At 73.2% G+C, this 23,470-nt stretch carries 14 protein-coding genes and 1 pseudogene; 13 read left to right on the top strand and 2 right to left on the bottom strand.

The features are described 5' to 3' along the window. Positions 1 to 39 precede the first annotated feature (39 nt). The 12 genes and pseudogenes from Acy02nite_RS47745 to Acy02nite_RS16010 all read left to right on the top strand — a co-directional run. Positions 40 to 1,332: pseudogene (locus tag Acy02nite_RS47745) on the top strand (amino acid adenylation domain-containing protein); the annotation flags it as partial. Between the two features lie 93 nt (positions 1,333 to 1,425). Continuing rightward, on the top strand, positions 1,426 to 6,213 hold the full coding sequence (locus Acy02nite_RS47740) for a non-ribosomal peptide synthetase (protein ID WP_438820862.1): 4,788 nt from the start codon (positions 1,426 to 1,428) through the stop codon (positions 6,211 to 6,213). Then, positions 6,210 to 7,892 (top strand): ABC transporter ATP-binding protein, encoded by a 1,683-nt coding sequence (locus Acy02nite_RS16055; RefSeq protein WP_203741332.1) that lies wholly within the window; start codon positions 6,210 to 6,212, stop codon positions 7,890 to 7,892. Before Acy02nite_RS47740 ends, Acy02nite_RS16055 begins: the two co-directional genes overlap by 4 nt. After that, positions 7,885 to 9,579, top strand: coding sequence for an ABC transporter ATP-binding protein (locus Acy02nite_RS16050; protein ID WP_203741330.1), 1,695 nt, complete (start codon positions 7,885 to 7,887; stop codon positions 9,577 to 9,579). The genes Acy02nite_RS16055 and Acy02nite_RS16050 overlap by 8 nt, the downstream gene beginning before the upstream one ends. Then, a complete protein-coding gene (locus tag Acy02nite_RS16045; RefSeq protein WP_203741328.1) occupies positions 9,570 to 10,379 on the top strand; it encodes an alpha/beta fold hydrolase in 810 nt (269 codons plus the stop codon). The genes Acy02nite_RS16050 and Acy02nite_RS16045 overlap by 10 nt, the downstream gene beginning before the upstream one ends. Continuing rightward, on the top strand, positions 10,376 to 11,167 hold the full coding sequence (locus Acy02nite_RS16040; protein ID WP_203741326.1) for a siderophore-interacting protein: 792 nt from the start codon (positions 10,376 to 10,378) through the stop codon (positions 11,165 to 11,167). Before Acy02nite_RS16045 ends, Acy02nite_RS16040 begins: the two co-directional genes overlap by 4 nt. A 25-nt stretch (positions 11,168 to 11,192) precedes the next feature. Beyond that, positions 11,193 to 12,491, top strand: a complete 1,299-nt coding sequence (locus tag Acy02nite_RS16035) for a cation:proton antiporter (RefSeq protein WP_264653371.1) — start codon at positions 11,193 to 11,195, stop codon at positions 12,489 to 12,491. After that, positions 12,488 to 13,672, top strand: a complete 1,185-nt coding sequence (locus tag Acy02nite_RS16030) for an isochorismate synthase (protein ID WP_203741322.1) — start codon at positions 12,488 to 12,490, stop codon at positions 13,670 to 13,672. Before Acy02nite_RS16035 ends, Acy02nite_RS16030 begins: the two co-directional genes overlap by 4 nt. After that, positions 13,662 to 15,209 carry a (2,3-dihydroxybenzoyl)adenylate synthase gene (locus Acy02nite_RS16025; protein WP_203741320.1) on the top strand — a complete coding sequence of 516 codons (1,548 nt, stop codon included), beginning with the start codon at positions 13,662 to 13,664 and terminating at the stop codon, positions 15,207 to 15,209. The genes Acy02nite_RS16030 and Acy02nite_RS16025 overlap by 11 nt, the downstream gene beginning before the upstream one ends. Positions 15,210 to 15,213: 4 nt before the next feature. After that, a complete protein-coding gene (locus tag Acy02nite_RS16020) occupies positions 15,214 to 16,542 on the top strand; it encodes a lysine N(6)-hydroxylase/L-ornithine N(5)-oxygenase family protein (RefSeq protein ID WP_239174892.1) in 1,329 nt (442 codons plus the stop codon). 9 nt (positions 16,543 to 16,551) lie between these two features. Continuing rightward, on the top strand, positions 16,552 to 17,424 hold the full coding sequence (locus Acy02nite_RS16015) for a TolB family protein (RefSeq protein ID WP_203741318.1): 873 nt from the start codon (positions 16,552 to 16,554) through the stop codon (positions 17,422 to 17,424). Between the two features lie 57 nt (positions 17,425 to 17,481). Continuing rightward, positions 17,482 to 17,745 (top strand): GlsB/YeaQ/YmgE family stress response membrane protein, encoded by a 264-nt coding sequence (locus Acy02nite_RS16010; protein WP_203741316.1) that lies wholly within the window; start codon positions 17,482 to 17,484, stop codon positions 17,743 to 17,745. Positions 17,746 to 18,030: 285 nt separating this feature from the next. Here Acy02nite_RS16010 and Acy02nite_RS16005 read toward each other — a convergent pair whose 3' ends face one another. Further along, entirely contained in the window at positions 18,031 to 19,479 is a 1,449-nt protein-coding gene (locus Acy02nite_RS16005; protein ID WP_203741315.1) for an MFS transporter, read from the bottom strand. Between the two features lie 84 nt (positions 19,480 to 19,563). Between Acy02nite_RS16005 and Acy02nite_RS16000 the strand changes: the two genes are divergently transcribed. Beyond that, entirely contained in the window at positions 19,564 to 20,148 is a 585-nt protein-coding gene (locus tag Acy02nite_RS16000) for a TetR/AcrR family transcriptional regulator (protein WP_203741314.1), read from the top strand. Here Acy02nite_RS16000 and Acy02nite_RS15995 read toward each other — a convergent pair. Beyond that, on the bottom strand, positions 20,139 to 23,396 hold the full coding sequence (locus tag Acy02nite_RS15995; RefSeq protein ID WP_203741313.1) for a TIM-barrel domain-containing protein: 3,258 nt from the start codon (positions 23,394 to 23,396) through the stop codon (positions 20,139 to 20,141). The genes Acy02nite_RS16000 and Acy02nite_RS15995 overlap by 10 nt on opposite strands. Positions 23,397 to 23,470 lie beyond the last annotated feature (74 nt).

Raw genomic sequence — 23,470 nt, 5'->3', positions numbered from 1 at the left:
GTCGGGCGCGCGCTGCCGGCCCCGGCACACGTGACCGAGACTGCCCATCCGGTCCCGGAGACCACGCTGCCGCGGCTGTTCGCCTCGGCCGTGGAACGGGACCCAGCGGCGGTGGCGGTGATCTTCGAGGGGGTACGGCTCACCTACGCCGAACTGGACGAGCGGGCCGGTCGGCTCGCGGGCGCCCTGGTCGCTCGCGGGGTACGCCCCGGTGACGTGGTGGCGGTCGCGATGCCGCGCTCGGCCGACCTGGTGGTGGCGCTGCACGCGGTCCAGCGGGCCGGTGCGGCGTACCTGCCGATCGATCCCTCCCATCCGCGGGACCGCAACGACTACCTCCTCGCCGACTCGGGCGCTTCCGTCGTGCTGACCTCGGCGGACGCGGCCGGCCACGAACCGGTGCCGGCTGTCGAGGTGCCCGCGGACAGCGCCGCCTACGTCATCTACACGTCCGGCTCGACCGGCAAGCCCAAGGGTGCGATCGTCTCGCACCGCTCGATCGTCAACCGGCTGCTGTGGATGCAGGCCTCGTACGACCTGCAGCCCGGGGATCGTGTCCTGCAGAAGACGCCGGCCGGGTTCGACGTGTCGGTGTGGGAGTTCTTCTGGCCGCTGATCAGCGGAGCGACCCTGGTCGTGGCCCGTCCCGGCGGTCACCGCGACCCGGCGTACCTGGCGTCGCTGATCAGCTCCGAGCGGATCGGCACGGTCCACTTCGTGCCGTCGATGCTGCGGGCATTCCTCGCCGACCCGGCCGCACCCGGCGTGGCCGGCGCTCTCCGGCGGGTGATCTGCTCGGGCGAGGCGCTGCCGGCCGATCTGGCCGCCCGGTTCGGTGCCGTGCTGCCCGGGGTGGAGCTGCACAATCTCTACGGACCGACCGAGGCGGCGGTGGACGTCACGTACCACCCGGTCGACGTCCTGGCCGCCGGCCCGGTGCCGATCGGACGGCCGGTCTGGAACACCCAGGTCCACGTGCTCGACCCGTGGCTGCGCCCGGTCCCGCCCGGCATCACCGGGGAGCTGTACCTCGGCGGGGTGCAGCTGGCTCGCGGCTACCTGAACCGTCCCGCCCTGACCGCGTCCCGTTTCGTCGCCGACCCGTTCGGGGCGGCCGGCGGCCGGCTCTACCGCACGGGTGACCTGGCCCGGATGAGCGCCGACGGGGTCCTGGAATACGCCGGCCGCACCGACGACCAGGTGAAGATCCGCGGTCTGCGCGTCGAACCCGGCGAGATCGAAGCCGCCCTGCTGGCCCTTCCCGGCGTCACCGCCGCGGCGGTCGTGGCGCGCTCCGACGGCCCGGCGACGCGCCTGGTCGCCTACCTGGTCACCGCGCCCAGCGATCCGGCTGCGCTCGGCGGCTCGGCCGCGCCCAGCGGCTCGGCCGCGCTCGGCGACTCGGCCGCGCCCGGCGACTCGGCCGTGTCCAGCGGTCCGGTCCCGTCCGGGGATGCGGCTGCGCCCGGCGATCCCGCCGCGTCCGTCGACTGGGCGGCCGCGTTGGCTGTCACGCTGCCGGAGCACCTCGTCCCGGCCGCGTTCGTCGTGCTCGACGAGCTGCCGCTGAGCCCGAACGGCAAGCTCGACCGCCGCCGCCTCCCGGCCCCCGACTTCGCCGCCCGCGCCGGCGGCGACGAGCCGCGGACCCCGGCGGAGGAGTTCTTCGCCGGCCTCGTCGCCGGCGTCCTCGGGCTGCCACGCGCCGGCATCCGGGACAGCTTCTTCACCCTCGGCGGTGACAGCATCCTGGCCCTGCAGCTGACCGCCCGCGCCCGCGCGGCCGGCTGGCAGCTGACCGCCCGGGACGTCTTCGCCCACCCGACCGTCGAGGCCCTGGCGCGGGCCGCGACGCCGATGACCACGGTGCGGGCACAGGACGCGACGGCGGGCTGGGGTTTCATCCCGGCCACCCCGATCATGCGGGACCTGGCCGTGGCCGATCCCCGGCTGAGTCAGTCGATGCTGCTCCCGGCGCCCGCCGACTTGCTCGGCCGCCTGCAGGCCCTGCTGGACCGCCACGACGTGCTGCGCGCCCGCTGGACCGGAGACGGCCTGCACGTGCCCGCCCCCGGCACGGTCCGCGCCGGCGACCTGATCGGCGCCACCGATCTCGACCCGTCAGCCGGCCGGATGCTGCGCGCCGAACCGCGCGGCGACCGCGTGCTCCTGGAAATCCACCACCTCGCCGTCGACGCCGTCTCCTGGCCGATCCTGATCAGCGACCTGACGGCCGCGGACCCCGCGGACCCCGCGGACGCCACGCCGCCGGGCACGCCGTTCCGGACCTGGGCCCTCGCCCTGCAGCGGCTCGCCGCTGAGCGGGCCGGGGAACTCGAGCACTGGTCGGGGGTCCTCGACGGGCCGGCCGGCTACCTCGGCGAGATCGCCCTGGACCCGTCCGTGGACACGCTCGGAACGCTCGACCAGGTTGTCGTCCGGCTCGATGCCGAGCGGACCACGCCGCTGATCACGTCGATCCCGGCCGCGTACCGGGCCAACGTCCAGGACGTTCTCCTGTCCGCGCTCAGCACGGCCGCCGGCGACGACCTGCTGATCGAGCTCGAAGGCCACGGGCGCGAGGAGCAGCTGCTGCCCGGCGCCGACCTGTCCCGCACCGTCGGCTGGTTCACCACCTCCCATCCGGTGCGACTCTACGCCGCGGAGAGGGCCGGTCAGGGGTTGTCCACACTGACCGGTTATCCACAGGGCACCGCCCGCGACCAGGCGATTCTTGGGACAATGGACGAAGGCGGCTCCCCCAGGGTGGGTGGGCTGGACGGTTCGGCCGGGCAGCTCAAGCGCATCAAGGAAACGCTGCGCGCCGCCCCTGACGGCGGCATCGGCTACGGCCTGCTGCGCCACCTCAACCCGGAGACCGCCGAGCGCCTGGCACCCCTCCCGCAGCCGCCGGTCCTCTTCAACTACCTGGGCCGCGCCGGCGACGGCGGCGACGACGGCCTGCGCGGCGACGCGAGCGACGACCTCCCGGCCCGCCACGTGCTGACCATCGAGGCGTCGGTGCGGGCCGGTGAGCTGGTCCTGTCCGCCGCCTTCCCGCGGCGGGTGCTGGCCGGCGACACCGTGCGGGAGCTGCTCGACCGCTGGATCGGGGCGCTGACCGCGCTCGCCGAGCAGCCCGGCGACGGCGGCCTCACCCCGTCCGACGTGCTCGCGACAGTGGACCAGGCGGATCTCGACGAGCTCGGCGGGCGCTACCCGGGGCTCGCCGACGTGCTGCCGCTGACCCCGCTGCAGGAGGGCCTGTTCTATCTGCACGCACTGGACGGCACCGACGTCTACACCGTGCAGCAGCGGCTCGACCTGGACGGCGACGTCGACCCGGGCCGGCTGCGCGACGCGGCACGCACGCTGCTGCGCCGGCACCCGAACCTGCGGGCCGCGTTCACCACGACCGCGGCCGGCACGCCGGTGCAGGTCATCCCGAGCGCGGCCGAGCCGGCCTGGGACTACCGCGAGGTGTCCGAGGACGAGGCCGGCCGCCTCGCCGACGCGGAACGGGAGAGGCCCTTCGACCTGGAGGAGCCGCCGCTGCTGCGGTTCCTGCTGCTGCGGCTCGGCGAGACCGCGTACCGGCTCGTGCTGACGCAGCACCACCTGCTGGTCGACGGATGGTCCGGGCCGCTGATCGCCCGCGAGCTCTTCACGGCGTACGCGGGGAATCAGGCGGCGCCGGGCCGCCCCTACCGGGACTTCCTCGCCCACCTGGGCCGGGCCGACGCCGAGGCGGCACGCGAGGCGTGGCGCGACGCGCTGGCAGGGCTGGCCGAGCCGACGCTGGTGGCCCCCGGTGGCCGTGCCGGGCTGCCGGACGAGGTCACCGATCAGCTGCCGGACGCCGCCGCCGAGCTGGCCCGCAGCCTCGGTGTCACCCCGAACACACTGGTCAGGGCTCTGTGGGCGGTCCTTCTGGGCCGCCTGACCGGGCGCGACGACGTGGTGTTCGGCGCGACCGTCGCCGGGCGTCCGGCGGAGCTCGCGGGCGTCGAGGAGACGATCGGCCTGTTCATCAACACCCTTCCCGTCCGCGTACGTCTTCTGCCCGGCGAGACCTGGCGGGACTTCCTCGCGCGCGTGCAGCGGGAGCAGGCCGCACTGCTGCCGCACGAGCACCTGGGGCTCGCGGCGATCCAGCAGCTCGCGGGGCTGGGCGAGCTCTTCGACACGCTCGTCGTGTTCGAGAGCTACCCGGTCGACGCCGAGCGTCTCGACGACAGTCAGCGCGCCGCCGGGGTGAAGATCGCCGGGGTCGAGAGCCGGGACGCCACGCACTACCCGTTGACGCTGGTCGCGGCGGAGGACGACGGGCTGCACCTGGCCCTGGAGTATCAGCCGTCCCGCTTCGACGCCGCGACCGCGCGGCTGCTGCTGGACCGGCTCGTGGCGCTCGCCGCCGAGGTGGCCGCCGACCCGTCGCGGCCGGTGGACCGGGCGGACGCGCTGACCGCGGACGAGCGTGTGCGGATGCTCGTGGACTGGAACGCGGGGGCCGTGCCGGTGACCCCGGCGACGCTTCCGGGGTTGGTCCGGGACTGGGCCCGGCGGACGCCGGACGCGACGGCTCTGGTGGTGGGGGAGCGGCGATGGTCGTACGCCCAATTGGTCGAAGAGGCGGAAAGCCTCGCTCGTCACCTACGAGCCAGGGGCGCCGGGGCCGGGCAGATCGTGGCGCTGGTGCTGCCGCGGGGCGAGCACATCGTGCCGGCCATCCTCGCCGCGATGATGTCCGGGGCCGCCTACCTGCCGATCGATCCGGAGTACCCGCCGGCGCGCATCGCCGCGATGATCGAGGACGCGCGGCCGGTGCTGACCCTGGCGGTCACCTCCACCGAGAGCCTGCTGCCGGAGACGCCGAGTCACAACGTGGAGCGCAGTGTTGCCGCCGAGGGGCAGCTTCCGGAGCTGGTGCCGGACCAGCCGGCCTACGTGATCTACACGTCCGGCTCCACGGGACGGCCCAAGGGGGTTCTGGTCCCGCACCGGACTGTGGTCAACCTCTTCGCCAGCCACCACCACCGCATCCTCGGCCCGGCCGCGGAGAGGCTCGGCCGGCCGCTGCGGATCGCCCACAACTGGTCGTTCGCGTTCGACGCCTCCTGGCAGCCGCTGCTCGCCCTGCTCGGCGGCGATGAGCTGCACCTGGTCACCGACGAGCCCCGGAAGGACCCCGACCTGCTGGCCGCCCTGCTGCGCGACAACGGCATCGACATGATCGAGGTCGCGCCCTCGCACCTGGACCAGCTGGTCGCGTCCGGCTTCGACGCGGCCGGTCTGGCGGTGCTCGGCGTCGGCGGCGAGGCCGTTCCTGATCAGCTGTGGGCGGCGATGGCGGCGCTGCCGGACACCGAGTCGTACAACTTCTACGGCCCGACCGAGTGCACCGTGGACGCGGTCGTGCAGCGGGTCAAGGAGGTGCCGCGGGCGCTGATCGGGCGTCCGGTCGCCAACACCAGCCTGTACGTCCTCGACGCGCGGCTGCGCCCGGTCCCGCCGGGTGTCGCCGGGGAGCTGTACATCGGAGGCGCCGGCGTCGCCTACGGCTACCTGCGGCAACCCGCGCTGACCTCGACCCGGTTCGTCGCCGACCCGTGGTCGCCGGGGCAGCGGATGTACCGCACCGGCGACGTGGTCCGCTGGACCGCGGACGGGCGCATCGACTACCTCGGGCGCACCGACGACCAGGTCAAGATCCGTGGCCACCGGGTGGAGCTGGGCGAGGTCGCGACCGTCCTCGGCGAGCACGACGCGGTCGGCCAGGCGGTGGTCATCGCCGACGGTGGACGCCTCGTCGCGTACGTCGTGACCGCTCTTGATCCTCCGCAGGTGAGAGCGTGGGCCGCCGAGCGGCTGCCCGCCCACCTGGTGCCGGCCGCGGTCGTCACCCTGGACGCGCTGCCGCTGACCGTCAACGGCAAGCTCGACCGCACGGCGCTGCCGAAACCGTCGTTCGCGGCCACCGGCCGGCCCCCGCGGGGTGCCGCCGAGGAGCGGATCGCCGCGCTGTTCGCCGAGGTGCTCGACCTGGACGCGGTCGGCGCCCAGGACAGCTTCTTCGACCTGGGCGGGGACAGCATCGCCGCGATGCGCCTGGTCAGCCGCGCCCGGACGGCCGGCGTCGACCTGCGCCTGCGCGACCTGGTGGCGACGCCGACGGTCGCGGCACTCGCGGTGCTTACGGAGGTGACGGCGTGACCCGGCGGGAACTGCTGACCTGGGCCGCCCGGCACTCCCGGGGCGGGCTGGTCGCGTCGTGGATCGGCGGGCTCGGCTACCAGGGCGGGCTGCTGGCGCTGCCGTGGGTGATGGGCCGCGCCGTCGACGCCGTGCGCTCCGGCGACCGCTCCGCGCTGCTGCTGTGGGCCGGCGCGACGCTCGCCGTGTCGGTGGGGCTGACCGGCGCGGAGTGGGCGATGCGCTGGTGGTCGACGCTCGCCGGGGTCCGCACCGGCAACGCGCTGCTGCTGCGCCTGGCCGATCGGGTGCTCGGCTGGGACGCTGCGACCGCGCACCGGTTCAGCGCCGGTGACCTCGTGGTGCGCGGCACGCGCGACACCGAGCAGGTCACCGTCTGGCTGTCCACCGTGCCGTCGCTGGCCAGCGGCGTGCTCGGGCTGATCACCGTGCTGGTCCTGATCGCGACGCTGGATCCGATGCTGGCGCTGATCGGGCTCGGCGCGGTGCCGCTGCTGATCCTGGTCAACCTCTGGTACCCGCGCCGCTACGAGCGGGCCAACGAGGAGCTCTCGGCGGCGCACGGCGCCCGGGCCGACGCCGTCGAAGACCTTCTCTCCGCCAGTACGGCGGTCCGGGGCCTCGGCGGTGAGGCGGTGCTGATCGAGCGGCATCACGAGGCCAGCCGTACGGTCCGGGACCGCACCCTGGCCCTCGCACGGGTCGCGGCCGGCTGGTCGGCGAACGCCCCGTTCATCCCGTGGCTGGCCACCGCAGCCGGCGTCGCGGTCGGCGGCCTCGCCGTGCTCGACGGGCGGCTCTCGGTCGGCGGGCTCACCGCGTTCGCCGGGTGGATGGCGCTGCTCGGGCGGCAGGTGATGATGCTGACGCTGCGGTTCAGCCAGTTCGGCGACGCGTGGACCGCCGCCGGCCGCATCGCCGAGGTTCTCGGCGCCACCCCGTCCCTGACCTCGCCCGACTCCCCGAAGCCCCGGCCGGCCAGCACCGAGCTGGCCCTCAGGGGTCCTTCGGACACCGGGTCACACCCCTCAGGACCAGCCGGGGGAGTGACCGTCACGCCGGCCGGGCGGGAGCCGCTGGTGTTCCCGGAGATCACGATCGCGGACGGCGAGTTCGTGGCCGTCACCGGCGCTGTCGGCAGTGGCAAGTCGACGCTGCTGCGGCTGCTGGCGCGGCTGGCCGACCCGGACACCGGGATGGTCACGCTCGGCGGGACCGGCCTGCGGGAACTCGACCTGGGCGAGCTGCGGGACACGGTCACGCTCGTGGGGCAGCGGCCGCTGCTGCTCTCCGGGACCATCGCCGACAACCTGCGCCTGGGCCGCGCGGACGTCACCGACGAGCAGCTGCGCCAGGCGTGCCGGCGCGCCGCGATCCTGGGCCACGTCGAGTCGCTGCCCGACGGCTTCGGCACCGAGCTCGGCGAACGCGGCTCGGGCGTCTCCGGCGGGCAGGCGCAACGGCTCGCCCTGGCCCGCGGGCTGCTGCGCGGCAGCCGGGTGCTCCTGCTCGACGACGTGACCTCGGCCGTCGACGCCGGCACCGAGCAGCGCATCCTCGACGGCCTGCGTGACTTGCGCGTCACGGTCGTCTTCGCCACCTCGCGCCCGGCCGTGGCCGAGCGCGCCGACCGGGTCGTCCACCTGGGCGTGCACGACGGGGAGCTGATCCATGGCTGACGTACGGATGCTGACCGAGGAGCCCGACCAGCGGCACGTGCTGCGTCGCGCCTGGCCCCACCTGCGCCGGCACCGGGCGGCGATGGCCGGGGCGGTCGCCGTGAACCTGCTGGCGACCCTGGCGCTGACGCTGGTCCCGGTGGCCGTGGGCCGCGCGGTCGACGCGGTGCTGGACAGCGACAGGCAAGGGCTCATCGCGTACGCCGCAATGGTGTTCGTCCTGGTCGTTGCCCGCACGGTCCTGTTGCGGCAGTCGGAGCTCCTGTTGACCCGAGTCGGCGAGCGCGTCGTGCACGACCTGCGCGACCTCGTGGTCGAGCGGCTCGGCGGGACGCCGCTGCGCTTCCTGGAGGCGCATCGTGGTGGTGACCTGCTGCAACGGGCGACCGTGGAGATCGCCGAGCTGGCCACGTTCGTCCGGGGCCAGTTGCCGGACCTGATCTCGCTGGCCGGCTACGTCGTGTTCGCCACCGTCGTCCTGCTCACCTCGTCGTGGCAGCTGTTCCTGCTGCTCGTGCTGGTGTTCGTCCCGCCGATGTGGCTGCTGGCGCGGATCGTGCGGCGAGCGGCGGAACGCGCCTACCCGGCCGAGGCCGCCGCGCGGTCGACGCTGACCTCGACGTTCTCGGAGAGCCTGCTGGCCCGCGAGCAGTTGCAGATCGACGGCGCGACCGGGACGTGGCTGTCTCGGCTGCGCGGGGACGCGGACGGGTACTACCGCCGGGCCCGGGCCGCGCAGGGTGCCGCGACCTGGATCGACGGGACCTGGATCGTGCAGGGCATCACCAGCGCGGCAATGCTCGTCGCCGGTGGGGTGCTCGCCGTGAACGGGCACGTCACGGTCGGTGTGGTGGTCACGTTCGTGCTGGCCAGCCGGGATCTGTTCAGCTCGGTCGACGACCTGACACTGGTGGTCGGGGACCTGCTGGAGACGCGCGTCGGTCTCGCGCGACTGCTGGACCTGCTGGCAGCCACGTCGCCCGGCTCCAGGGCGGTCCCGGGGAAGAGGCCGGAGAACGCGGGGCTGACGGCGGAGTCCGTGACCTACAGCTACAACGCCGGGGAGCCGGTCCTGCACGGGGTTTCCGTCCACTTCGCCCCCGGGGAGCACGCGGGCCTGGCCGGTGAGACGGGATCGGGCAAGACGACGCTGGCCAAACTGCTCTGCGGCCTCTACCTGCCGGACTCCGGCGTGGTCCGGCTCGGCGGGGTCGACCTCGCCGAACTGGACGCCACCGAGCTGCGCCGGCGCCTCGTCCTCATCCCGCAACAGGTCCACATGATCGCCGGGACCCTGGCCGACAACCTGGCGCTGACCCCCGGCACCAAGACCCGGGACGACTTCGCGGCCGCCGCTGCCGCGCTCGGCCTGAGCGCCTGGATCGACACCCTGCCGGACGGGTTCGACACGGATCTGGGCCGCCGCGGCGAGCGCTTCTCCGCCGGGGAACGCCAGCTCGTCGGCCTGATCCGGGCCGCGATGACCGACCCCGAGGTGCTGATCCTCGACGAGGCCACCGCCGACCTGGACCCGGCCACCGCCGAGCGCATCGAGGAGGCCCTGGCCCGGCTCCGGGACGGGCGCACGGTCCTGGTCATCGCCCACCGCCCCGCCACCATCGCCCGGCTGCCGCGCGTGATCCGCCTGCACGCCGGAAGCATCACCACGGAGGAACCATGCCCCTGATCGATGTCGGCGGTGTCCGGCTCAACTACGAGGAACGCGGGTCGGGACCGGCCGTGCTGTTCCTGTCCGGCACCGGCGCCCGCGGCCGCACCTGGCACCTGCACCAGGTCCCCGCGCTGGTCCAGGCCGGATACCGGGTCGTCACGTTCGACACCCGGGGCATCGCGCCGTCGGACACCCCGCCGGTGGTGACCATGCCCGACCTGATCGCCGACGCGGCCGGCCTGATCGAGCGGCTGGGCCTGGGCCCGTGCCGGGTGGCCGGCTCGTCGATGGGCGCGCGGGTCGCCGCCGAGCTGTGCCTGCAGCGGCCCGACCTGGTCGACCGGGTGGTGCTGATGGCGACGTTCGGGCGGCCCGGCGCGTTCCTGGACGCGATGACCGCGGGCGAGCGGGCGCTGCGGGAGAGCGGGACGAAGCTGCCGGCCGAGTACCTGGGCGTGGTGCGGGCGGCGCTCAACCTGTCACCGCGGACCCTTGCCGACGACCGGGCGGCGCGCGACTGGCTGGACGTCTTCGAGCTTCCGCTGGCGGGGGAGACGGACGGCGCGGCCAGCAGGCTCGACGCCGACGCGGACGCGGATCGGCTCATGGCGTACGCGCAGATCTCGGTGCCCTGTCTCGTCCTCGGTTTCGCGGACGACCTGATCGCGCCGGCCCGCGGCAACCGCGACGTCGCCGCCGCGGTGCCGGGCGCGCGGTACGCGGAGATCCCGGACGCCGGTCACTACGGCTATCTCGAACAGCCTTCGCTGGTCAACACCGAGCTCATCGCATTTCTGTCGGAGGGACAATCATGATCACCACCCGTGAGGTCGAGCTGGTCTGGCACGACCTGACCCCCAGGCTGCTCGAGGTGGTCCGCACCGAGGCGGTCAGCCCCCGCATGCTGCGGGTGACGCTCGGTGGTGAGCAGCTCGACGGGTTCCGCTACGGCGCGCCGGACGACCACGTGAAGGTCTTCTTCCCGGAGCCGGGCGCCGAGCTGCCGGTCATGCCGACGCTCGGCGAGGAGGGCCTGGAGCCGCCGCCGCCCGGCTCGCCGCTGCCGACGTTCCGTGACTACACGATCCGCTACCTGCGGCCGGAGCAGCGGGAGCTCGACATCGACTTCGCGCTGCACGGGCACGGCCCGGGCGCGACCTGGGCGGCGAACGCGCAGCCCGGCGACCGGGTCGGCATCCTCGGGCCGCGCGGCTCGACCGTGGTCCCGCTGACCTTCGACTGGTACCTGCTCGGCGCCGACGAGACCGCGCTGCCGGCGCTCGGAGCGTGGCTGGAGCAGCTCCCCGCCCACGCGAGGGTGCTGGCCTTCGCCGAGGTCGCCGCCGCGGCGGAGGAGCAGCCCCTGGCCCGGCCGGCGACCTGGCTGCACCGCGACCGCGGGCAGTCCCTGCGGGAGGCGATCGTCGCCGCCGAGCTGCCCGAGGGCGACGGCTACGTGTGGATCGCCGGCGAGGCCACCGGGCTCAAGCCGATCCGCCGCCACCTGCGCGCCAAGGGTCTGAACCGGAACTGGCTGGAGATCGACGGCTACTGGAAGCGCGGCGTCGTGAACCTGGACCACCACGAGGACGACCATGAGTGACCCTTTACCTGGGCTTGACCCACATGTGCTGCTGACGTTCCTGCTCCAGGTCTCGGTCCTGCTGGTGGTCGCGCTCGGCCTGGGCCGGCTCGCGGTCCGGCTCGGCCTGCCCGCGCTCGTCGGTGAGCTGCTCACCGGCGTCCTGCTCGGGCCGTCGCTGCTCGGCACGATCGCCCCCGGGCTGCTCTCCTGGGTGTTGCCCGCCGACGCGGGCCAGCTGCACCTGGTCGACGCGGTCGGCCAGTTCGGCGTGCTGCTGCTGGTCGGCGTCACCGGCATCCAGCTCGACACCACGATGCTGCGCAAGCGTGGCGTGACCGGGTTGCGGGTCAGCCTGGCCGGGTTGCTGCTGCCGCTCGCGCTCGGTGTCGGCGCCGGCTTCCTGGTACCCGCCGCGCTGCTCACCGACCACTCCGAGCGCGGCGTGTTCGCGCTGTTCCTGGGCGTGGCGATGTGCGTGACGGCGATCCCGGTGATCGCCAAGATCCTCGCCGACATGGGGTTGCTGCACCGCGACATCGGCCAGCTCACCCTCGCCGCCGGGACGGTGGACGACGCCGTCGGCTGGTTCCTGTTGTCGGTGGTCTCGGCCGCCGCGACCACGGGCGTACGGGCCGGGGCCGTCTCGCTGTCGATCCTGTACCTGGTGCTGTTCGTCGCCGCCGCGTACTTCCTCGGGCGCCCGGCCGCGCGATGGCTGATGCGCCGCGTCCACGGTGGCCCCCGGGTGACCGTCGCGGTCGTGGTGATCCTGCTCGGCGCGGCAGCCACCCAGGCGATGGGGATGGAGGCCCTGTTCGGCGCGTTCGTGGCCGGCCTGCTGATCGGCCAGGCGCGCGACGGCGAGGGCCTGCTCTGGAAGGACCTCACGCCGTTGCGGACCGTGGTGCTCAGCGTGCTCGCGCCGCTGTTCCTGGCCACCGCCGGCCTGCGGATGGACCTGACCGCGCTGGCCGACCCGAAGGTGCTGCTCGCCGGGATCGCGCTGCTGCTGGTGGCGGTGATCGGCAAGTTCGCCGGGGCCTACCTCGGCGCCCGGGCCAGCCGCCTCTCGCACTGGGAGGGGATCGCGCTGGGTGCCGGCATGAACGCGCGTGGCGTCGTCGAGGTCGTCGTCGCCACCACCGGCCTGCGGCTGGGCGTGCTGTCGATCGCGACGTACACGGTGATCGTCCTGATCGCGGTCGTCACCTCGGTGATGGGCCCGCCGATCCTGCGCCTGGCCATGTCCCGCCTCGAACAGACGCCCGCCGAGCAGCAGCGGGAGCTCGCCCTCGCCGGAACCCCCACCGGAACCCCCGTCACCACCGGAGCCCACCGATGACCGCCGTCTCCACCGACACCGCCACCACCGGCGCCGCCGAACTCCTGGCCGGCTACCAGCCCGGCGAGTCCTCACTGTTCGCCTCGCCGCGGGGCACGCTGCTCGCCGAGGGCACCTACTTCGCGGTGCCGCCGTCCGGCCGCGCCGACGGGCACGCCGACCTGGCCCGCCGGGTCGGCGCCGTGCTCGGGGTCGCCGAGGCGGCCGGCCACGAGGTCCGTACCGTGGTCGGCGCCGTCCCGTTCGCCCCGGGCGCCGACGCGCGCCTGATCGTCCCGCAGCGTCTGCGCCGCGGTGGCGCCCCGGTCGCCGTGCCGGGCCGGCCGTCGCCGTTCGGCATCGGCGCACTGCGCCCGGTGCCGACGCCCGGCGGGTACCGCGACGCGGTGGCCCGGGCGGTCGCCGAGATCCGCGACGGGCGGTACACGAAGGTGGTGCTCGCCCGGTCGCTGCACGCCGAGGTGTCCGGTTTCGATCCGGCGCCGGTGGTGCGGGCGCTGACCGGTCGCGACCCGGGCGGCTACACGTTCGCGGTGGACCTGGGCGCCGGGCGGACGCTCTTCGGCGCCAGCCCGGAGCTGCTGGTCGCGCGGCACGGGCGGACCGTGACCGCCAACCCCCTGGCCGGCTCCGCGGCTCGCAGCGCCGACCCGGTGGAGGACCGCCGCCGCGCCGCCGAGCTGCTCGCCTCCGCCAAGGACCGGCACGAGCACGCCGTCGTCAGCGAGCAGGTGGCCGAGGTGCTGCGGCGCTACTGCTCCTCGCTGGACGCGCCGGCCGAGCCGTCGCTGGTCGCGACCGCGACGATGTGGCACCTGTCGACCCTGATCACCGGGGAGATCGCCGACCCGGCCGTCTCCGCGCTGGAGCTGGCGACCGCGCTGCACCCGACGCCGGCGGTCTGCGGGACGCCGACCCCGGCCGCGCGCGAGGCGATCGGGCGGCTCGAACCGTTCGACCGGGGGTTCTACACCGGCATGGTCGGCTGGGTGGACGCCGCGGGGGACGGGGAGTGGGCGGTCACCATCCGCTGCGCGACCGCCGGACCGTCCGGCATAGACCTCTACGCGGGCGCGGGCGTCGTCGCCGACTCCGATCCGTCCGCGGAGCTCGCCGAGACCACGGCCAAGCTGGGCACCCTGCTCAGCGCGCTGGGAGTGGAGAACGCCGATGTGGCCTGACGACTTCGCCGCCCGTTACCGCGCCCGCGGCTACTGGACGGGCCAGACCCTCGACCACCTCGTCGACCCGGCCCGTTCCTCCTTCGCCTCCCGCGTCGCCGTCGTCGACGGCGATCGCCGGATCACCTACCGGCAGCTCTTCGACCGCGCGCAGCGGCTGGCCGCGGGCCTGCACGCGCAGGGCGTCCGCGCCGGCGACCGGGTCGTGGTGCAACTGCCCAACGTGGCCGAGTACTTCGAGGTGATCTTCGCGCTGTTCCGGCTCGGGGCGCTGCCGGTGTTCGCCCTTCCGGCGCACCGGAGCTCGGAGATCGGCTACTTCTGCTCCCACACGGCGGCGGTCGCCTTCATCACCGAGCACGCCGAACTGGCCCCGGCGGCGGGCGACGCCCGGGTGATCCTGGTCGGTGACCTGGCCGGCGTGGACGGCGATCCGTCCGTCCTGCCTGCCGGCCCGCAGTCCTCGGACGTTGCTTTTCTTCAGCTGTCCGGGGGCAGCACCGGGCTGCCGAAGCTGATCCCGCGCACCCACGACGACTACCTCTACAGCGTCCGGGAGAGCGCCACGATCTGCGGGCTCACCCCGGACAGCGTCTACCTGACCGCGCTGCCGGTCGCGCACAACTTCACCATGTCCTCGCCCGGCGTCCTCGGCGTCCTGCACACCGGCGGCCGGATCGTGCTGGCGCCGCGACCCGACCCGGCGACGGTGTTCCCGCTGATCGAGCGGGAACGGGTCACCATCACCGCCGTCGTCCCGCCGCTCGCGCACCTGTGGCTGGACGCCGTCGCGGGCGCCGCCGAGAAGCCCGACCTGTCCAGCCTCGACGTGCTCCAGGTCGGCGGGGCCAAGCTGGCCGACGCCGTGGCCGCACGGGTGCGCCCGGTCCTCGGCTGCCAGTTGCAGCAGGTCTTCGGGATGGCGGAGGGCCTGGTCAACTACACGCGGCTGGACGACCCGGACGACGTGGTGCTGCACACGCAGGGCCGGCCGATCTCTCCCGACGACGAGGTGCTGATCGTGGACGACGATGACCGGCCCGTCCCGGACGGGACGGTCGGGCATCTGCTGACCCGGGGCCCGTACACCATCAGGGGTTATTGGAACGCTGAAGAACACAATCGGACCGCGTTCACCGGCGAAGGTTTTTACCGCACCGGTGACCTGGTGCGCCGGCGGCCGGACGGTTACCTGGTCGTCGAGGGGCGCGCCAAGGACCAGATCAACCGCGGTGGCGAGAAGATCGCCGCCGAGGAGGTCGAGAACCACCTGCTCACCCACCCGGCCGTGCACGACGTCGCGGTCGTCGCGGTGCCCGACCCCTACCTCGGCGAGCGCACGTGCGCGTTCGTCGTGGCCCGCGACGGGACGGCCGCCCCGAAGCTGTCCGAGGTACGCACCTACCTGCGCGAGCGCGGCCTGGCCGCCTACAAGATCCCGGACCGGGTCCGGGTGCTCGACGCGTTCCCCGTCACCGGCGTCGGCAAGGTCAGCCGGCGCGAGCTGCGCGCGGCGTTGCGTGCCACCGCGAGCTGAACCCATGGAGGCCACCAACATGCAGGAAAACGACGTGTACGACCTGGTCGGCATCGGATTCGGGCCCTCCAACCTGGCCCTGGCCATCGCGATCGCGGAGCACAACGACCGCTGTGCGCCCGGTGAGCGGCTGCGCGCGGTCTTCCTGGAGAAGCAGGACGACTTCGGGTGGCACCGGGGCATGCTGTTCGAGGACGCCACCATGCAGGTGTCGTTCCTCAAGGACCTGGTCACGATGCGCAACCCGGCGAGCGACTTCAGCTTCGTGTCCTACCTGCACGCGCAGGGGCGGCTCGCCGACTTCATCAACTACAAGAGCATGTATCCGCTGCGCGTGGAGTTCCACGACTACCTGCGGTGGGCGGCCGGGCGGATGAAGGACAGCGTGCGGTACGGCCACGCGGTCACCGACGTGACGCCGGTGGACGGCGGGGCTCTCCTCGACGTGACGGCGGGGGCGCGCACGTTCCGTACGCGCAATGTGTCGGTCGCCGTCGGCCTGGAGTCAAGCCTTCCGCCGGGCGTCGCGCCCGCCGAACGGGTCTGGCACAACCTGGACATCCTGCACCGGGCGGCCGCGTTCGAGGTCGCCGAGCCGCGGCGCTTCATCGTGGTCGGTGCCGGGCAGAGCGCCGCCGAGTCGGTGTCGTTCCTGCACGAGCGGTACCCGACCGCCGAGGTGTGCTCGGTCTTCTCCCGGTACGGCTACAGCCCGGCCGACGACAGCAACTTCGTCAACGGGATCTTCGACCCGGGGGCCGTCGACCTGTACTTCGACGCGCCGGACGACGTGAAGCGGATGCTCTTCGACTACCACCGCGGCACCAACTACTCGGTCGTCGACCGGGACCTGATCGAGGACCTCTACCGGCGCGCGTACCGGGAGAAGGTGCTCGGCCGCGAACGGCTGCGGATGCTGAACGCGTCGCAGGTCACCAGCGTGCAGGCGCGCCCGGACGGGGTCACCGCTGTCGTCGAGCACCTGCCGACCGGCGAGCGGACGCCCCTGGAGGCCGACGCGATCGTCTACGCCACCGGATACCGCCCGGTCGACGTGACCCGGCTGCTTGGCACGGCCGGCGCGCACTGCCGGCGCGACGATCAGAACCTGCTCCGGGTCGAACGGGACTACCGCGTCGTGACCGATCCTGATCTGCGGGCGGGAATCTACCTGCAGGGCGGGACCGAGCACGTCCACGGGATCACGTCGACGCTGCTGTCGGCGGTGGCGGTCCGCTCCGGCGAGATCGTCGCCTCGCTCGCCGCGGCGTCACGTGAACCGCTGCCGCCCCGCCCGCTGGCCATGATCTCCGGACCGCTGATCCGCACGTAGGCTCGGGCGATGGGATCCGCACGCACCCTCGCCGAAAACCAGAAATGCAGGATCTGGACGTACGAGGTGAGCACCGGCGTCCCGTCGCTGGTGCACACCAGCTCGTCCGTGCTGTTCGAGGCGCCGAACTGGAGTGCGGACGGTGACCTCATCCTCAACGGGGACGGGCTGCTCTGGCGGCTGCCCGTCCTCCCCGGCTCGGCGCCCGTGCGGATCCCGCTCGACGGCGTGCCCGGACTCAACAACGATCACGTGCTCGGCACCGGGGACGCGATCTTCGTGTCCGCTGACGACGGTCACCTCTACGAGGCGTCGCTGCGCGGGGGAGCGGTGCGGCGGGTGACGCACGAGGACCGGATGCACTTCCTGCACGGGGTGAGCCCGGACGGGGCGACCCTCGCGTACGTGGGCATCGAGGGGCAGCGGTGGGACGCCGGCAATCTGTGGACCATCGGTTCCGGAGGTGGGCCGTCGACGCGGCTGACCTCTCCCGGGAGCGGGCCGGACGACGGCCCCGAGTACACGCCGGACGGCGCCTGGATCTACTTCAACACCGAGCGCTTCGGCCCGGGCGCGCAGATCGCCCGCATCCGCCCGGACGGCACCGGCCTGGAACAGCTCACCTTCGACGAGCGGGTCAACTGGTTCCCGCACCTCTCGCCGGACGGCCGCCTCGCCGTCTACCTGAGCTACCCGCCCGGAACCCGGGGGCACCCGGCCGACCTGCCCGTCGAACTGCGGCTCGTCACCGGCGACGACTGGCGCTCGCCCCGGACGGTCGTGGCGCTGCCCGGCGGCCAGGGAACGATCAACGTCAACAGCTGGTCTCCCGATTCGCGCCGTTTCGCCTATGTCGACTATCCGTTCCCGCCGCCGGCCTGAGGAGCGTATCGCCGGGCACAATCAGCCCGGGATCGATTCCTCACAGGGGGCCGCAGCGTGGAAATCACCGGCATCTTCACCGCGATCATCATCGGCCTGATCATCGGCGCGCTCGGCCGGCTCGCCGTGCCCGGCAAGCAGAACATCCCGATCTGGCTCACCCTCGTCATCGGCGTCGTCGCCGCCCTGATCGGCACGTTCATCGCGGCGGCGATCGGCGTCGACGACACCCCCGGCATCGACTGGATCGAGCTGATCCTGCAGATCGGCCTGGCCGCGCTCGGCGTCGCCATCGCAGCCGGCGCCCGAGCCCGCCGCTGACCCAGCCGCGTCGCGGCCCGGACCGCGCCCGGCGTGTGTCGCGGCTTGGGCCGCGCCCGGCGTGCGTCGCGGCCGGGACCGCTCGTGGGGTCGCGTGGTGTCCGGTACGCGAGGCCGCTGCCGCTCCGGGTAAGTGCGCGGCGTGCGCCCCCGGCTGGTTCTCACGGTCGTTATCGGGCCGTTGATACGACCGTGAGCACCAGCCGGAACCGTGCGTGCGTGCGTCGTGGCCGGGACCCGGACCGACCTCGCGGGGGTGTTCGCTCCGTGCCGTGCGGCTGAGGTTCAGGCGCGGGCCGGCTGCGGCACCGCCTCGGAGCGGGGCTCCGGCTCCAGGGCGTGCCCGGCGGGACGGGTCCGGTCGATGAAGAGCAGAACCAGGGCCCCGCCGACCGCGAAGACGACCGCCCCCAGGACGTAGCTGATCTTGTAGGCGTTCTCGGTCGGCAGCTCGACCGCGCCGACGCGGTGGGTCTGGCCGGCCAGGATCGTGATGACCAGGGCGCTGCCGATCGTGCCGCCGATCGTGCGCATGATCGAGTTGATCGAGTTGGCGATGCCGGTGTCGTGCGGGTCGACGTGCTGGATGAGCAGGGCCGGCATCGACGCGTACGCCATGGCGATCGCGCAGCTGGCCACGACGAACCCGGCGATGACCGCGCCCTTGCTGTCGTGCAGGAACGCCAGCGACGCCGTGGCGAGCGCCGCGATGCCGCAGGCCAGGGCGAGCACCGGGCGCGGGCCGATGCGGCCGACGAGACGGCCGGCGATCGGGCCGACGACGATGCTGGCCGCGGCGCCCGGCAGCAGGAAGATCACGCTGGTCTGCAGGACCGTGGCGGTGAAGCCGAAGCCGGTGAACGCCCGCGGGCTCTGCACGAAGTAGCTGGTGGCCAGCTGCAGCGCGAACATCGCGAAGCCGACCGCCATCGCCGCCAGATTGGTGACGAGGATCGGCCGGTGGCTGAGCAGCTGCACGGAGACGAGCGGGGCGGCCATCCGGCGTTCCAGCAGCAGGAAGCCGACCAGGATGACCGCGGCGGCCGCGAAGAGCACGAGCACGCGGGCCGAGGTCCAGCCCCAGGTGTGTCCCTGCGAGATCGGCAGCAGCAGGCTGACCAGGCCGGCGGAGAGCACGACCGCGCCGACCAGGTCGACCTTGCCGCCGGCTCCGGCGCGCCGGGGCAGGGTCAGCGACAGTGCCAGGGCGATCGCGCTGACGGCCACGCACAGCCAGAACACCCGGCGGTAGTCGGCGTCGTGCTGGGTCAGCAGGCCCGCCGCGACCAGCGCGACACCGCCGCCGACCCCGAGCGTCGACGCGACCACGGCCATGCTGTTGGTGAGCTTGGTCGCGGGCAGCTCGTGGCGCAGCAGGCTGATGCCGAGCGGGAACAGGCCGAAGCTGGTGCCCTGCATGATCCGGGCGGCGATGAGCCAGCCGATGTCGTGCGCGGTCGCGGCCAGGATGCTGCCGACCAGGGTCACGACGAGGGTGGCGACGAAGACCGGCTTGATGCCGAGCACGTGCCCGAGCCGGCCGAGCAGTGGGGTGCAGGCGGAGGCGGCGAGCAGGGTCGCGGTGGTCACCCACCCGACGGTGGTGGCGTCGACACCGAGCTGCTGCGCGATCTGCGGCAGGACCGGCACCGGCACGGACTGGATCATGGAGAGCAGGAAACTGCCGGCGGCGGCCGCGAGGAGCAGCAGAGCCGGGCGTACGGGACGTGTCACCTGCGACATGCTAGACACGAAACTTGACGTACCGTCGAATTTTCCCGTCAAGCGTCGAGAGTCACACCGGTAAGGTTGGGGATCATGGGACAGACCAGGCGTAACGGCCCGTCGAAGGGTGATCTGCGCGAGGCCGCCATCCTCGAGGCGGCGCGCAAGCTGTTCGCCGAGAAGTCGTACGACGCGGTCACCATCGACGACCTGGCCAAGGTGGCCGGGTTGTCCCGCACCGGGTTCTACTTCTACTTCCGCACCAAGGATGCCGTGCTGACCGCGCTGATGGGCCGCTTCTGGGACGAGCTGGGCGATTCGCACGTCTGGTTCGACAGCACCGGACCCTCCCCGGAGCTGCTGCGCGAGCAACTGCGCGCCTCGGCCCGGCTGTGGCGCGAGCACGCCGGCATCCTGGCCTGCACGCCGACCTCGGGGGAGCTGCGCGAGTTCACCGGCCGGGTGAAGGCCCGCTACGACGAGCGGGCCGCCGACAAGATCCGCAGGGACCAGGAACAGGGCTCGGCGACCACCACGCTGGCGGCCCACCGCCTCGCCGAGATGATCTCGGCGATCCGGGACGCCCGGTACGAGCAGCTGGCCGCGGCGACCGACACCGACCTGGAAGAGGCCGTCGCCGACCTCGCCCAGGCCATCGAACGCCTGGTCTACGCCTGACCGATCGTGAACGTGAAGGTGTACGGCGCCCGGATCGGCACCCCGTCGGAGACGGCGCTGGTCACTTGCGAGACCGTGGCCGTGTAGGTGCCGGACGGCAACGGGGTCGCCGGGGTCCAGACCAGCGTGCCCGGCGTCGTCTCGGTGACCGTTCCGGGCACGCCGTTCACGACCATCGATCCGGCGAAGTCGGCCCCGGTCGGCTGGACGTCGCGCTGGAAGGTGACCGTGACCGCGTCAGCCGTCGCCGCCGTCGACACCACCAGCGGATCCCGCCAGAACTCGATGGCCCGGTGGATGTCCGGCCCGGTGGTGGCCGTGTCGTCGACGAGCATCGTGTGCGTGATCCCGCCGTCGACGGTGACGTTGCGGTTGTTGGTGCCGGTGATCGAGCCCCACTCCTCCACGGTCTCCCACGTGCCCCGGGTGTACTTGTACTGCAGGTCCGTCCCGTCCAGGATCGACACCGTCGCTTCCCAGATCCCGTTCCCGCGGTACGTCATGGGCTGCTTGCCCGGGTCCCACGGCCCGAGCTGCGCGATGCTCCCGGGCACGTAGAGCGTCGCGTCCGGTGGCGTGCCCGGCGGCGCGAGCACGCGGAACGTCACGTCGACCGGTTTCAGTGGCACGGTCAGCCCGGCCGGCGCCGTGGACGTGGTGCCGTCCGGATTCCGGTACGTGACGCGCACCGCCACCGGTTGCGTCCGTGGCGAGGCTCCGGCGGGCGTCGCGTCGTACGTGATGGTGAAGCTCTTCCCGGGAGCCAGCGAGGCAGTGGTCGTCGGCGTCCGCGGCGTGATCACCCACCCGGCCGGCGCGTCGACGGCGGCCGAGACCCCGGTGATCGTCCCCGGCCCGCGGTTGGTGGTCGTGGCCACGAGCGTGCTGGTCGCGCCCGACTGCAGCCCGTCCGGCGCGACGAACGTGGTCTCCACCGCCGGCCGCTGCCCGACGGTGAGCGCCGTCCCGTCGTGCTCGACGGTGACCGCCCGTCCCGCCGGGGTCGCGGGCACGTCCACGGTGAGCAGGTGTTTCGCGGCGTCGTAGGTGAACGGAGCGGCCCGCCCGCCGACCGTGACGTGGTGCGGGCGTGACACCCCGGCGAACGCCACGGTGTAGCGCCGGGTGGCCGGCGCGCCGGGGTAGGAGCCGGTGACCGGCCCGACGGTCAGGCGGCTCCCGGTGAAGTGCACCGGAATGCGCGCGGACTGCCCGCCGCGGTATCCGAGCCCGTCCCCGGAGTCCTCGTAGACCGAGGTGGAACCCGTGGCGTGCGGGTAGGCGGTCAGCGTCAACCGGTCCTTGGCCTGACCGGAAACGTTCACGTCCCCGGCCCGCTGCGCCAGGATCCCGCCGGCTCGCACGTAGACCGGCATGTGATCGGGCGTGGCCCCGACCGTCCGGGTGGCCGGCCCGCGGAACGTCTCCCCGGTGAAGAAGTCCGTCCAGGTGCCCGGCGGGAACCAGACCGTCGCCGTGGTGCTGAGCCCCGGCGTCGTCACCGGCGCGACCAGCAACGAGTCGCCCAGCAGGTACTCGGTGTCGTGCCGGTAGGCCTCGGCCTGCTGCGGCCAGGTCAGGTAGAGCGCCCGCGCCATCGGCATCCCGGTGTCGTAGTTCTGCCGGGCCGCCGTGTAGAGGTAGGGCACCAGCGACTCGCGCAGCCGCAGGAAGTCCGCGGCCGGCCCGCCGACCACGTCGTCGTACTCCCACGGCAGCCGATCGCCGTGATCGGAGTGCAGCCGCAGGATCGGCTGGAACGCGCCGAGCTGCACCCAGCGAAGATAAAGATCGTCGCTGAGGTGCTTCCCGGCGAAACTGCCGATGTCGTGACTGACGTAGGACTGCCCGATGCTCGCGCCTTCGGCCGGAGTCATCGCCGCCGCGAACGCCAGCGTGGCGAAGGTCGCCTCGGTGTCACCCGTGAAATGCACGGTGCTCCGGTGCTCGCTCCAAGGACCGGAGGAGCCGATCTGCGCGTACGCCGGGAAAGCCGCCCCGATCCGCGCGAGCGAGAACCCGCGCAGCCCGCGAGCCTCACCGTCCCGCCGGTACAGCTCGTTCACCCAGCTGTCCGGGGTGACCCCGGCCGTGCTCACGGTGCTGTCGTCGCAGCAGTAGTCGAGCCACCACTGCCGTACGCCCTGGTTCTCGAACTGCTGGTGGAGCTGCGTGTACGCGGCGGCCTGGTCCCGGTCGCCCCAGTCGAAGCGGTAGGGGTTCGGCGCGAAACTGCTGGCGGCCGGCTGGAGCTTGCCCTTGGCGGTGGCCTGTGCCTGCGCGAACCGCGGATCGTCGCCGCTGATCGCCGCGTGCACGTTCAGCGTCGCGTTGATCCCCTCCGACTTCAGGTGCGCGAGGAACGCGGCCGGATCGGGGAACAGGCCGGTGTTCCAGTTCCAGCCTGCCCACTGGTTCGGCGCCTTCCAGTCGGTGTCCATGACGAGCGAGTCGAGCGGCACCCGATGGCTCTTGAACGCCGGCAGCAGTTCGTTCTCGTAGTCGGCGGCGCTGTACGCCTGATACTTCGAGAACCACGTGCCGAACGCCCACTCGGGAGGCAGCACCGACGGCCCGGTCAGCGTGCGCAGGTCGGCGAGCGCACGGGGGTAGTCGTGGCCGTACCCGAAGAGGTATCCGTCCTGGTAGGCCCCGGTGTGCGCGGGCCGCGCGGTGACCCAGCCGTCCGTGGTGCGCACGGCCGTCGTCGTGTCGTCGAGCAGGTACCACCCGCGCTTGTCGAGCAGGCCGGGGTGCAGGGTGAGCTGGTCGACCGGTCCGGCCTGCCCGGCGTAGTAGTCGAGCCCGCGGTACCAGCCGCCGAGCGGTTCCCCGGCCGGCCCGCCGAACTCCGGGTGCACGCTGACGCGCCGACCGGCGACGGTCAGGTCCAGCGTGGTGTTCGCGGCCGTGACCGGGCCGCTGCCGAGCCGGTAGTGCAGGGTCACCGCGCTCGTGCGGACCCGCAGCTCACCGCGGGCGGCGGTCGCCCGGAACCAGGTCCGGCCCGGGTCCCGGTCGACGGCGTTGAAGGTGGCCCGGTCCTCGAACTTCTGGTCGGCCGCGTACTCCAGGCGCAGCAGCGTGGGGCTCAGCACCTGCACCCGCAGATCACCGGCGAGAACGGTCTGTCCCCGTACCTGCAGAGGCTTCGGCACGGCCAGCGCCGTCCCGGGGATCGTGACCAGCGTGAGCAGCAGCGCGAGGAACGCGGCCACCCGGGCGGGACGAAGTTCGCGGCTCACCATGCCGCCCAGCGTTCGTCGCGGCGCGTCGCGATGTCAATAGGCCGGTGTCGATGTCGTCTGTTCGGCCGGGTGGT

It is taken from the genome of Actinoplanes cyaneus (assembly GCF_016862095.1).
GTDB classification, from domain to species: domain Bacteria; phylum Actinomycetota; class Actinomycetes; order Mycobacteriales; family Micromonosporaceae; genus Actinoplanes; species Actinoplanes cyaneus.
This window is presented reverse-complemented; position numbering and strand designations above follow the sequence as displayed.